This is a genomic window from Sporosalibacterium faouarense (assembly GCF_016765695.1).
Classification (GTDB): domain Bacteria; phylum Bacillota; class Clostridia; order Tissierellales; family VENL01; genus Sporosalibacterium; species Sporosalibacterium faouarense.
In genome coordinates this window covers 100,024-113,136 of record NZ_JAETGO010000098.1, presented here as the reverse complement: position 1 = coordinate 113,136, position 13,113 = coordinate 100,024, and the positions used below count along the sequence as shown (strand labels likewise).

Sequence of the window (13,113 nt, the reverse complement as noted above, 5' to 3'; positions counted from 1 at the left end):
TTATTAAAATTAAAAAAGACTGGAATGATGATAGTATCAAGAAAACATCATTATCCAGTCTTTTTTAATATATTCACTATTTCACTGATTCTATAGAGCAACACCTTTTATTCTCTTTAAAGCTGAAACTAAAGGTAATCCTAATATGATTCCTATTACAGTTTGTAGAACATCTCCTGGAATCGAAGATAAAGCAGCAGCCCAGTTTTGATATAAAGCAATATTATAAATAAAATACCCTGCAATCATCCAAGCAGATGAAATAGATATGGCTACTATATTCCATACTACACTATTACCCTTCCTGTCATTGCCATTAGCTATTAATCCAATTAAATATCCTTGGACGCCCCTAACAATAAAAGTACATGGAGCCCATAGAGCCCATCCAGCAATTATATCAAATAATCCCATTCCAAAGGCACCTGCAACAGCTCCTTTTTTCTTACCAAATACTATAGCTATTGAGAATAGCATAGTATTTCCTAAATGAACAAGTCCTCCACTATTTAAGGAAAGAGGAAGATGAAATTGGATGAAGTATGTTGATATAAAAACTAAAGCAATAAGTAAACCTGAGACTACTATGTCTTTTGTGTTTTGAGACTGCTCTGTAGTTTTCTCTGATACCATTGATAGAAGTAATGATGCAAGTGTAAATACTCCAAATAAATAAATACCTATTTCAAAGCTCATGTATTGTAAGAATTCCTTCATGGTAATAAAGATAATGGATACAAAAATAATAGAAAATAAATTACTTATAACACCCAGTAAATTCATCTTTTTCTTTAACGCTAATAAAATAAGTAATCCAATATTTAATATAGGTAATAGATACAGCAAAGTAATATATGACGCTAAAAAATTAAAGTTATTTATACCAACGCTATCACTTAAATCTAAAAGTTTATCAAAAGAGTGGATAAGCTTTAGAGAAGTAAATGAGTATACCTTATCATTAATTTGTACATTAAACCATGGTAAGAAGAAACTAATAATTAGTCCAATTAAACAAAAGATTAAAAGCGTTTTGTTTCTTTTCATTTTGAAATGCCTCCCTTATGAATGAAATAATTTTACATAATTAATACACTAATATTACAATTTTAAAATTGTATTTAGTAATTTATCATTTATGTATAAATAAGTCTACTATATGTATTATACAATAGATACAATTACGTTACAATACATTTTTGCGATACAATTTTTATGAATATTTCATAATAACTTTGAAATAGGGGTACAATTATTATATGTATTAATATAGATAAAAGGGACTATGGGTAGAATTAGAGCAAATGAGGTATCAAATATATTTGTACATAGCAATACAATCTGTTTGATATAAAAATAGTAAAGTTTTAAATCTAATCTAATTGATAAATAAATGATAAATTGGCATAATACTGGAGAAACAATAATTTATGACTAGATAAAGCTTACATACAATGGGCTAAAGTTTATACATGTAAGTATAGGGTATATAAGTTAATGGAAAATTACTACCAAAATAATATAAGGGGTGGTGTAATAGATGAAAAATATTAAAGAGGTATTTCAAGAAAGAAGATCAATTAAGTATTTTGATCCTGATAAGAGCTTAGATGATAAAACCCTTAAGGAAATTATTAATATGGCTGTTTTAGCACCATCGGCATTTAATCTACAGCCATGGGAGATTATAGCCATTCGATCAGATGAAGCTAAAAGAAGACTATATAATGAAGCCTGCAGTCAAAAAAAGGTTTTAAATGCTCCTGTTACTTTAGCTATAGTTGGAGATACATTAGGATATAGAAGAAATAATCCAATATGGGATGTAAAAATTGAGAGTGGATTATCAGAAAATAAAGCAAAAAGCATTATAGATAATTCAGAAAAGAATCTTTATCCAACTCCAGGAAAAAAAGTTGCATTTGCAGTAAGGAATAGTTCATTACTTGCTATGTCAATTATGTACGCAGCAAAATCCTACGGTGTAGATACTCATCCTATGATTGGCTTTGATGAAGATAAGTTGAAGGAGATTTTCAATATAGATGATAGTAAAACAGTAACTATGCTTATATCTATAGGATATCATGATGATAGTAAGGAAATAAAAAGTAGAGAAAGAAGATTTCTATATGATGAGATTGTGAAGGAGTTTTAGAAAATTATAGTTATATATGAACTAAAATAAAAGTGGTATCTAGTTGTTGTACTTTTCATAACAATTTAGATTACCACTTTTATTTTTTATTAAAATATTTAGTAATTTTTTAAAAGTAAAAAAATGTTTAAAACAAGCCAACTTCGAAGAGAATAACACAAATATTGACAACATACGACAAAATAGACCTGTTGACACTTTAAAGTGGTAAAGTGTATAATTATAAAAAATGGGATTAAACCCAATAAATGTATTAAAATTCCAGGAAAAATCAAACTAATATAAAATATATTGTTTTAAACCAATTTTTCTTCGATACTGTTAATAAATTCACATTTTATAACAGTATCTTTTTATTATTAAGGGGCAAAAGTAGGTAGCTTGAAAAAATAGGTTAAAGGGGGGTGTCATGTATGTATAAAAAGCCAGAAATAATGAACGTTGACAAGCAATATGAGAAACCAAATTTCTTATTATCAAATGAAGTTGAGCAGCCACCTGCATGTGGATGCTATGGAAGTTACTAATCAATAAATATAGTAAAAAAGTATAGACTAAATAGAAATTCAAACTATATTAAAAACTACATGAATTTTAACTAAATACTTAATTCAAGCTACCTATTTTTCATATATTCTTTACAAATATTAAATTAATTATAACTAACAAGCTTTAGTATCTATGAAAAGACAAACCTTTGTTAATGAGTACTATAAAAATAAGAAAGGAAATGTAAGCTATGGTTGAGTATACAAATAGTCCAGAAGTAGTTTCATGGGATGTAACTTCAAAATGCAACTTAAAATGTAGTCATTGTTATTCATCTTCATCTATTGAAAATAAAGACGATGAAGACTTGACAGAGGAGGATGCCTATAGATTAATTGATGAATTAAGCGATATAGGTGTATTTCAATTAATACTATTAGGTGGAGAACCCTTAATAAGGAAAGATATTTTTAATATAATTGACTATGCTGTTAAGAAAAATTTGGATGTAGGGATTGCAACAAATGGAACAATTATTACTAAAGAAATAGCAAAAAAACTTTCGAAATATAACCTTAATGGAATTCAAGTTAGTATAGACAGTCCTCAAGCCCATATTCATGACGAGTTTAGAAGTGTAAAAGGTGCTTTTCACAAATCTATTGAAGGAATTAAAACATTATCAAGTGAAGGAAATAGAGTCATAGTGTGTTCGGTTATTAGCAAGATTAATTGTTTTGAGATTGAGAATATTGTAAAAATCGCTATAGATAATGGAGCTAAGGAATTTAGAACCATAAGGTATATCCCATCAGGGCGAGGTTTAAAGGAGTTTAAGGAAAATGCGATAAATGAACATGAAGCTAATCACGTACATGGAGAACTTTTAAGATTAAAGGAAAAATATGAAGGAATAATTGAAATAGCTTCTGATCATAGTACTGACTTTTTAGAGAATGAAATGACTCAAGAGTTTTGTTCGGCTGGAACAAGTACATGTGCAATTAAATATAACGGTAATGTTACACCATGTTCATATATAAATAATGAGAAGTATGTATGTGGAAATGTAAAAGAGGAAAGTTTCTTTGATATATGGCATAGAAAAACAATGAGAGATTTTAGAGATGTTAGAAAATATCAAGGTAAATGTAAAGGCTGTAATTATATCCAATCATGTAAAGGAGGCTGTAGGGCAGCAGCAATAGGGATACATGAAGATGGGTATCTCCCAGACCCATATTGTACCATATAGTAAAACTTAACTTTTTATATGCTAGGGTCACTTGTGTATGAGAGAGGACCACATAAATTATAATTTTGAAAGGAGAATTGTAAAATGAATAATTTACAAAGAAATCCTAAGATTAGATGGAGAAGAGAAGTTGATGAAGTATGTTTATATATTCCCAAAAACAGAGAGATGAAAAAATTAAATAATGTGGGAGCAAGTGTATGGGAATTATGTGATGGCTCATTGGACTCTAAAGAGATAATAGAAGAAGTATCTAAGGAGTTTGATGTGGAAGCTAATGAAATAAAATCTGATGTGGAAGACTTTATTAATCAGTTGATTCAGTTAGATTTACTAAAAGAGGCTTAAAATGAAGGGTGATTTATCAGGACAAGCCCTATATGCACCTAATACTGTATATTTAGAAGTGACTAATAAATGTAATTTAAAATGTAAACATTGTTATTCTATGGCGAACGAAGATGGTTATGAACTACCTTTAAACGAAATTAAAGCTTTATTTAAAAGGCTTGATGAGATAGGAACTTTTGGGGTTGTCCTTGGTGGAGGAGAGCCACTTATGAGAGAAGACATAGTACATATTATAAATTTAGCTAATAAATACAACTTATTAGTAGGACTTAGTACAAATGGTATCTTAGTAAATAAAGAATTTCTTAAAAACACAAGAGATAAGATATCAAACATACAAATAAGTTTAGATGGTCATACGGATGAAGAACATGAAAGGCTAAGAAATAAAAAAGGGATATTTAAGGATACTCTTCAAGCTATTAAATTATTATCTGATAATAATTTTCATGTAACTGTGTCAACAGTTATCACTAATGATAATGTTAATTATATAGATAAAATTATAGAAATAGCTTTAGAAAATGGAGCAAAGACTTATAGAGCAACTAAATTAATAAAATCTGGGAATGCTTTAAAAAACAATTTGGATATAGTTGATTTCAAATTTATATCTAAATATCTTGAAGAATTAAAAGAGAAATATTCTAAGGAAATAGATATTGAAATAGATAGTGAGTTTTATGATAATAAATCCTTTTGTACAGCGGGAAAGGAAACTATTGCTATTAATTACAAAGGTGATGTGTACTTCTGTGCTTTTCTAAGTAATCCTAAGTTTATCTGCGGAAATATTATGGAGAAGGATATTCATAACATTTGGCTTAATTCTAGAAAATTAAAAGAAATTAGACAATTAGATAAAATCCTTAACTGCAAAGAGTGTGAAAACAACAATAATAATTGTTTTAGTAATTGTAAAGCTATGTTACTTAATAATTGCAGCAAACTAGATAGCTACGATTTTTAAAGTAGAGATTTATATACTTTGTATTTCTACAATAAGTTAAGAAAGGAAGTTAATTATGAGTTTCTGTGTACCTAACGCCATATCATGGTCCATAACAGATAATTGTAATCTTAAATGCAAGCATTGTTATTCTAGTAAAATTGATGAGGATAAATATGATATGAGCTATGAAAAAGTAATGGAGGTAATACGTTTATTAGATAACTATGGAATATTCAGAATTACTCTTACGGGTGGAGAACCTCTTATGAGGAAGGATATATTTGATATCATTAGAGAATTGAAAAAAAGGGCGTTTTGTGTAGAGATAAATACTAATGGCACGTTAATTAATAAAGATATATCTAAAAAACTAAAGGAGTTAGATATAGATGGAGTTAGGATCAGTCTAGATGGTAGTAATAAATATTCCCATGATAAATTTAGAGGTATTAAAGGTGCATTTGATAAATCAATTAAGGCTATTGAAATACTAAAGGAGGATAATCACAGAGTAAATGTTACTACTATTCCCAATAAGTTAAACTTAGATGAAATGAGTAGTTTATTTAATATTATTGATTACTATGATATTGAAGAGTGGCATTTCTTTAGGTTATTAGCTACAGGAAGTGCTATAAATAATAAAGAACTTATCTTAAATAAAGAAGAATATATTCGGGTTATGAAATGGATTTCAAGTATTGACAAGAAAAATCCTAAAGTTAGAATATCCTTTAATGATCCTATATATAGCCTAATTAATGAAAATGATAGAATAACTGGAGGCTGTGGTGCTGGCAAGCTGTATTTAGGGATGAATACTAAAGGAGACTTTAGTCTATGTCCATCTATGCCAATGACTATTGGAAATATATTCGAAGAAAATTTGGAAGATATTTTTGTAAAAAAAATTGTAAGGAAAGCTCGTAATAACTCTCTGATTGAAGAGTGTAGTGTATGCAAATATAAAGAAAAATGTGGAGGATGTTGCTCGGCTTCCTATTCAATATATGGAAATGATTTCACAGAAGATCCATTTTGTATTAAAGACATAATTGAAGGTGAAAAATTATGAATATACAGACTATTGTATGCATTTTAGTTCTGGTTATCATAACTATTTTATCTAGAATTTATAAAGGAAATATAAAAGCAAGCAAAATAATTCAATACTTCTTAATAGTTTTTAGTATTGGAAATGTTTTTCTAAATTCTGAAATAAACCTTAGATTTAATAATATTACTTTTTATCAAATAATTATAACTGTAGTTATATTATTATTAGGATTTTTATTATCTTTAACCTTTTATCAAAATAGTAAATATTCATCATTATTATCTAAGAAAGAAAAAATAATCCATTTATTAAAATTTGTAGTGTACGTTCCTATAGTAGAAGAAATTGTTTATAGGGGATATATACAATCAAGCTTATTAAAAACCTTTAATATTGGTATCACTACAATTATTGTAAGTTTTATTTTTATTATCAACCATGATTTTAAAAATAAAAGAATATATTACCTTTTAATATATGCACCAGTTCTTTCGTTATTAGCTTATCATAATTTTTTCTTAAATTTAGCTTTGCACATCATAGTTAATTTTGGATGCTACTTAAGGTTTTATGGTCTAACATTGTTTAAAAAGAAGCTTTTGCAAGACAATCTAGTAGAATGATATTTTATTAAATAGCAATAATGGACAGAGATGAAAAATAAAGCTTATGGATTCAATAGTATTTTAAGGGGTGATAATATTGAGAATTTTATCCTTGGATATAGGGGGAGCTAATTTGAAATATGCTATAGCCAATGTATTTAATGGAAGTAAGGAAATATTAAGTCAAGGGCTTATAAATATTTATGCAAAGACTATTGATCAATTTGAAATTCAATTAGAAGAATCCATATATAGACTAAGTGAGGATACAGAAAAATTATATTTCACTACTACTGCTACTCTATTATATGAGTCTTTATCAGAAGGAGCAGATAGAATAGCAAGTATAGTTATTGAAGCTACAACGTTAAATGAAGATAATATTTACTATTATTCAAAAGAGGGAAACTTTAAACCTATAAAGGAATTTAGAACTGTGGATATTCAAGGTTGCTATAATTGGTGTATAACTAGGGATTTTATAAAAAGAAAAGTAAAAGAAGATTCTTTAATAATAGATTGTGGTAGTTCATCAACGGATATAGTGCCTATAAATATAAACATAAAAAATAATAATTACAGCATTCATGAAAGAATGATAAAAGAAGAATTGCTTTATATAGGGATGCGCAGAACCCTGGTTCAGACAATATCTAATAGCATTTTAATGAATGGACATCAAGTAAATCTGGTAGGAGAGACAACAACTAGAATAGGAGATATAAACTATATTTTGGGACACATCAATAAAGAAGAATATGCCTTAGACAATGATCTTTTAACTGAGAGAATGCTAATAAAAAGAGCATATTTCAATGTAGCTAGACTAGTGTGTGGTGATTTGAATATTATTAGCAGGGAGACTCTAGACAGTATTTGTCAATACATAAGTGAGGAAATGAAAAGTAAAGTATTAAAGGGGATAACTAGAGTAATAAAAGAAAACTTCTATGGAGAGCCGCAAATTATCCTATGCGGGATTGGAAGTAATTTCTTAAAGGAACACGTATTAAAAGATACTAGATATAAAAAGCTTATACCTATGAAATCAATCTGTAACCTCAAAGATATTAAATATACTCCTGCTTTAGGTATAATTGAATTGTTGTGAAAGAGAGATGATTAAAGTGGAAAATAAAAAGGTATATATCAGTGTTAATAATATAGTTAAATCATATGCCGATAAGATTGTAAATAAAAATATAAACTTAGAGATTTTTAAAGGAGAAATATATTGCTTAGCTGGGCCTAATGGTTCAGGGAAAACTACATTAATAAGGCAGATGATGGGACTGGAAAAACCAGATAGTGGGACAATATTTATTGAAGGAGATGAAAGTCTTAAGGGCTCAAAAAATAGTAAGTTTATAGGCAACTATGTATCATATCAGCCCCAAAATGTAAATGGATTATTAAGGGGATTAAAGGTAAAGGAAGCAATTTACTATGTAGGGAAGCTTAAGAAAATGCAAAAAAATAAATGCAGAGAAGAAGTAGATCGCCTTATTGATTTATTCCAAATAAAATATTTAAAGGATAGTTTAGTTTCATCATTATCTGGTGGAGAAAGACAACTAGTTAATCTATGTATGACCTTTATTGGATATAGTCCTATTTTGGTTTTTGATGAGCCAACTAACAATTTAGACGTGGAAAAAAGAGAGGTTTTTATAAAAGAAATAATGAGGTGCAGAAAAGAATGTAATTCTACAATACTTCTTATTACCCATGACCTTATAGAGTTTGAAAAGGTTATTGATAGGATAGGGATAATGTTTAACGGGGAAATATTAATTATTGATAGTCCTAGCACCCTATGCAAAGAGTCTAACGATTTGATAAAGATAATATTAAAGCATTCTTCTAGATTACTTACAAAAATTCTGAAGGAAGAAGGTTATGAGATTTTTGATGAAAAAGACTATAACTACTTAATTGCATCAAAAAAGGATTTTAATGATATTTTTAATATAACCCAAGGCTTTATTAATGAAGGAGTAGAACTTAGTGTATCAAGTATAAATCTACAAGATAAATATTTTAGTATTATTAATAATAAAGGAGAATTAGAAAATGCTTAAAGTAAAGGATTTTTTTCAAGACTTTCGTAACTTATTAATCATAAATATCTTAGATATACGGACTACATGGATATTTCAAATGATTTTTGGATTATTCACTCCTCTAGGGTTAATGTTTTTCTTAAAGTTTTATGTTGATCTAGATAATGCCCAATATGTTACAAAGATATTATCAGGAAATATAATAATAAGTATGACTATGCCGATTTTATTATTATTGTCATCTAGAATTGCAATTTTGAAAAAGGATGGTAGTATTGATTATTATAGAACGTTACCTATAAGTATGCATGCATTCGTTATTTCTTTATTAGTATCTTTATTAATTGCATATACCCCTTCTATAGTTTTTGTATTTATATTAGGAAAATTGTTTTTAGGGGTAACTATAACGGGAGTAACAACAATACTATCTATTATATTAACAATAATGTTAGCAGTAATCTCCCTTATAGGAATAGCATCATTTATTGGATGGAAGGCCAAAGAACCACAGCATGCAAATGCAATAGGCAACATATTGTTTACAATTATGATCGCCCTATCTCCAGTGATTATTCCCGATGACAGAATTCCCATGATTCTTGCTAAGACAAGCTATCTTTTTCCAGTAACCTATTCTTCAAAACTATTGGGATTAATACTTAATAATAATTTCAATATGATGTTTTATAGATATATCATAATTTTGTTGGGCTTTGCCATTGTTTCTTGCTATATTTTAAAAAGGGTTTGGGATTAGTGGATGGAAAAAAAATAAACCCTAGAAAACTAAGAAAAAAGCAACATATTGAAATGTTTTTAAAAACTAGTTCTAATAATAGTACTGGATTTGAGGACATTATTCTAGAGAATAACTCCTTACCTGAAATGGACTTTGATACTATAGATACAAGCTGTACTTTTTTAGGTAAAAAGCTAGACTATCCAATTATTATTAATGCCATAACTGGTGGTTTTGATGAAGGAATTAAGATTAATCTTCAACTTGCAAGATTAGCTAAAAGATATAATCTTGCAATGGCAGTTGGTTCCCAAACTATAGCGATTGATAGCTCAGAATATAAATCATTTGAAATTGTTCGTGAAGTCATGGAAGATAAAGTTGTTATTGGGAATCTTTCAGCTAATTCTCCTTATAAAAATGTATTAAAGGCTATAGAAATGATAGAAGCTGATGGTATTCAATTACATCTTAATGTTCCTCAAGAAATGTGTATGAAAGAAGGAGATAGAAATTTTAAAGGCATATTAAGTAATATTAAATACATTTCAGAAAATACATCCGTTCCAGTCATTGTAAAGGAAGTAGGATTTGGAATGTCTAAAAAAGTTGCAGAGAAGCTATTTGATGTAGGAATAAACTATATAGATATCGGTGGTAAAGGTGGAACGAATTTTATAGCAATAGAGGATGAAAGAGATGAAAATATGGATTTTTCTGAATTCCATTCCTGGGGTATTCCTACAGCTGAAAGCTTAATTAAGTGTAGAGAGATTAGTAGAGAACTTAATATAATTACTAGTGGAGGAATTACTAAGGCAGAAGAAATAGTTAAATCCCTATGCTTAGGAAGTAAAATGATAGGTATAAGTGGAATAATATTAAGAAAGCTTATAAAAGAAGGATACGAAAGTGCAGAAAGATTCTTAAATGATTTATTATATAAAGTTAAGATGATTATGATATTTGTTGGCAGTGAGACTATTGATGAATTGCAACATATTCCAGTTATAATAGGTGGGGAACTAAAGAATAGAAAAGCATAGAATGATTGATTGTTAAGAGTTAAGAATATATTTACTGACAGGTTGTTGTTTAATAGAGTATATACAACTTTCATAGGTGCATGTATCTATAAATAAAGGTGATTGATAATGTTCAATATATTAAATCAACCACCTTTTTAATTACTTATTTTAAATTATTAAAAGCTTCTTCAAGTATATCTGGCATCTCTATAATAGAAGGCACTTTGCCTTCAAAAACCACTTTTCCGTTTACAACTAGAGCAGGAGTTTTTGATACACCGTACTCTATTATATCTTTTAGAGAAACTATAATTTCATAGTCATAATCATAACCTAAACGTATTAATGCCTCATTCACGATGGGCGCTAATTTGCTTCCGCCTCAACAAATTTGCTCCAGAATTTTTATATCCATACCTTTACCTCCATAAAATATTTTTCATGTACTTGATAAATAAAATTTATATAGATAGAATAGAAATCATAAGTGAGAAAATTGCATATTTACAAATTAAATATATCTTTGCTAGGTTTTAAAATGGAATTTTCTCAAATGATAACGTATTATTTTAGATGAATTCTTTATAAATTATTTTCTATATGCTTTTTAACTTCTTTTCTAGAAGGAAGTTTACCAGCTACTAATACTTTTTCATTTATAACTAAACCTGGTGTACCCATAACTCCGTAGCCTACAATTTCTTTAATGTCTTCTATCTTTTCAACACTAGCCTCTATGCTCATTTCGTCAACTAACTCTTTACATAATTCATATAAACGATTACATTTTTTACATCCAGTTCCTAATATTTTGATATTCATAAAATCGCTCCTTATATTGTTTTTTTAGAAGTAGCTAATAATTAAATTAATACATATCTTAACAAGAATATTATACAATTAACTTAATCTTAGATTAGACAAAGTATACAAAATATTTATAAGATTAATTAAAGAATAATATTAAATAAATAACCAACTAGAATAATGGCAATTCCGGTTATAGCAACAAAAATAGCAATTAGCTTAGGTTTAATAACCTTTTTTAATAAAATCATTTCTGGGAGAGATAATGCAACTACAGACATCATAAATGCCAAGGCTGTTCCTACTCCTACCCCTTTACCAATTAATGCTTCTACAATAGGTATTGTACCTACTGCGTTAGAATATAGTGGAATACCTAAGACAACTGCAACAAAAACAGCAAATGGATTATTAGGACCTGCATATCTAACAAGATAATCTGATGGTGCATATCCATGGATAGCTGCTCCGATAGCAATACCTATTATTACATATACCCAAACTCTCTTAACTATATCCCATACTGCATTTAAAGAGAACTTTATTCTTGATTTGAAATTCAATTTTTCAATTTCAACTTCTGCAGAATGAATTTGATATACATATTCTTCTACTAGATGTTCTAAATGAAGTTTTTCAATAATGATACCTGAAATAACACCAATTATTATTCCAGCTAAAGTATAAACAATAGCAATCTTAGGGCCGAAGGTAATAAATAAAAATCCCAAAGCAATTTCATTTACAATTGGTGAGGTTACTAAGAAAGTAAATGTTACTCCTAGTGGAATACCCGATTCCACAAATCCTATAAAAATAGGAACTGTACTACAGCTTCAGAATGGAGATAGTACACCAAGTATAGAAGCAATAATATTTGCCCATATACCATTGAACTTACTAAGCATTTTCTTAACTCTTTCAGGCGGAAAATAGCTTCTTACAAAGGATATAATGAAAATCATAAAGCTTAACAGAATTATTATTTTAAAGCTATCATAGATAAAGAAGTTTACTGAACCGAGAAATCGGTCTCCTACCCTAAAATTCTTTCCAGTTTGACTTAATAACCAGTTAGTAAAATCAACTATTTGAGGAGATATGATGTTGGCTAAATAGACTAAACCTTTATCTACCCATGTAAATGGTAAAAATAGAATCTTAAAGATACTAAAAAATTTTGAAATATTCTCCATTTATTATAGACCACCTTTCTTGAGTTGGTCTTGAGTTTCCGATAACTGCTTTAAAAGACTATCATTGATTTTATTAAGGATGAAAAAAACATTTCTATCTTTTACCTTATACATAATTTTTGAACCATCTCTACGACTTTCAACTATGTTCTGTTCTTTTAGAACTCTTAAATGTTGAGAAACATTTGATTGTTCTAAATCTAATTTTTCCAAAATAACACAAACACAAAGCTCTTTTTCTTTGAGTATGTTAATAATTTTTAATCTAGTAGGATGGGATAAGGCTTTTAAATAGGATGCAGTTAGCTTAAAAAACAAATCATTCATTATATACAACCACCTTCGCTATAAAATAAGTATATTAGAATTTTCTAATATCATAATATAACAATGTATAAAATTTATCAAGA

Annotated in this window: 14 protein-coding genes and 1 pseudogene; 10 read left to right on the top strand and 5 right to left on the bottom strand. The window is 28.3% G+C overall.

The window, feature by feature from the left end; translation table 11 throughout:
• Positions 1-90 precede the first annotated feature (90 nt).
• Positions 91-1,047: an ECF transporter S component gene (locus tag JMO20_RS20535; protein ID WP_279380190.1), complete on the bottom strand. Its 957-nt coding sequence runs from the start codon at positions 1,045-1,047 to the stop codon at positions 91-93.
• A 493-nt stretch (positions 1,048-1,540) separates the two neighbouring features.
• Between JMO20_RS20535 and JMO20_RS19690 the strand changes: the two genes are divergently transcribed.
• From JMO20_RS19690 to fni, 10 genes are all read left to right on the top strand, one after another.
• The gene (locus JMO20_RS19690) at positions 1,541-2,158 is read left to right on the top strand and encodes a nitroreductase family protein (RefSeq protein ID WP_202711562.1); all 618 of its coding nucleotides are present in this window, start codon (positions 1,541-1,543) and stop codon (positions 2,156-2,158) included.
• Between the two features lie 739 nt (positions 2,159-2,897).
• Positions 2,898-3,902 carry a radical SAM/SPASM domain-containing protein gene (locus JMO20_RS19685; RefSeq protein ID WP_202711561.1) on the top strand — a complete coding sequence of 335 codons (1,005 nt, stop codon included), beginning with the start codon at positions 2,898-2,900 and terminating at the stop codon, positions 3,900-3,902.
• 84 nt (positions 3,903-3,986) lie between these two features.
• Complete coding sequence (locus JMO20_RS19680) at positions 3,987-4,250, top strand: PqqD family protein (protein ID WP_202711560.1); 264 nt, start codon at positions 3,987-3,989, stop codon at positions 4,248-4,250.
• 1 nt (position 4,251) lies between these two features.
• Positions 4,252-5,223 carry a radical SAM/SPASM domain-containing protein gene (locus JMO20_RS19675; RefSeq protein ID WP_202711559.1) on the top strand — a complete coding sequence of 324 codons (972 nt, stop codon included), beginning with the start codon at positions 4,252-4,254 and terminating at the stop codon, positions 5,221-5,223.
• 55 nt (positions 5,224-5,278) lie between these two features.
• Complete coding sequence (locus JMO20_RS19670; RefSeq protein WP_202711558.1) at positions 5,279-6,280, top strand: radical SAM/SPASM domain-containing protein; 1,002 nt, start codon at positions 5,279-5,281, stop codon at positions 6,278-6,280.
• Entirely contained in the window at positions 6,277-6,885 is a 609-nt protein-coding gene (locus JMO20_RS19665) for a CPBP family intramembrane glutamic endopeptidase (RefSeq protein WP_202711556.1), read from the top strand. Before JMO20_RS19670 ends, JMO20_RS19665 begins: the two co-directional genes overlap by 4 nt.
• Before the next feature lie 115 nt (positions 6,886-7,000).
• The gene (locus tag JMO20_RS19660) at positions 7,001-7,978 is read left to right on the top strand and encodes a hypothetical protein (RefSeq protein WP_202711554.1); all 978 of its coding nucleotides are present in this window, start codon (positions 7,001-7,003) and stop codon (positions 7,976-7,978) included.
• A 16-nt stretch (positions 7,979-7,994) separates the two neighbouring features.
• Complete coding sequence (locus tag JMO20_RS19655) at positions 7,995-8,948, top strand: ATP-binding cassette domain-containing protein (RefSeq protein WP_202711552.1); 954 nt, start codon at positions 7,995-7,997, stop codon at positions 8,946-8,948.
• Positions 8,941-9,690 (top strand): ABC transporter permease, encoded by a 750-nt coding sequence (locus JMO20_RS19650; protein ID WP_202711550.1) that lies wholly within the window; start codon positions 8,941-8,943, stop codon positions 9,688-9,690. The genes JMO20_RS19655 and JMO20_RS19650 overlap by 8 nt, the downstream gene beginning before the upstream one ends.
• Positions 9,690-10,718, top strand: coding sequence for a type 2 isopentenyl-diphosphate Delta-isomerase (fni, locus tag JMO20_RS19645; RefSeq protein WP_202711548.1), 1,029 nt, complete (start codon positions 9,690-9,692; stop codon positions 10,716-10,718). Before JMO20_RS19650 ends, fni begins: the two co-directional genes overlap by 1 nt.
• A 145-nt stretch (positions 10,719-10,863) precedes the next feature.
• On the opposite strand, the gene JMO20_RS19640 is transcribed toward fni, so the two are convergent.
• The 4 genes and pseudogenes from JMO20_RS19640 to JMO20_RS19625 all read right to left on the bottom strand — a co-directional run bounded on the left by JMO20_RS19640 (position 10,864) and on the right by JMO20_RS19625 (position 13,030).
• On the bottom strand, positions 10,864-11,061 hold the full coding sequence (locus tag JMO20_RS19640) for a thioredoxin family protein (protein ID WP_341534069.1): 198 nt from the start codon (positions 11,059-11,061) through the stop codon (positions 10,864-10,866).
• A 221-nt stretch (positions 11,062-11,282) separates the two neighbouring features.
• Positions 11,283-11,522 (bottom strand): thioredoxin family protein, encoded by a 240-nt coding sequence (locus JMO20_RS19635; RefSeq protein WP_202711544.1) that lies wholly within the window; start codon positions 11,520-11,522, stop codon positions 11,283-11,285.
• Positions 11,523-11,650: 128 nt separating this feature from the next.
• A pseudogene (locus tag JMO20_RS19630) lies at positions 11,651-12,703 on the bottom strand (permease).
• Between the two features lie 3 nt (positions 12,704-12,706).
• Positions 12,707-13,030, bottom strand: coding sequence for an ArsR/SmtB family transcription factor (locus JMO20_RS19625; protein WP_202711542.1), 324 nt, complete (start codon positions 13,028-13,030; stop codon positions 12,707-12,709).
• Positions 13,031-13,113: the final 83 nt, after the last annotated feature.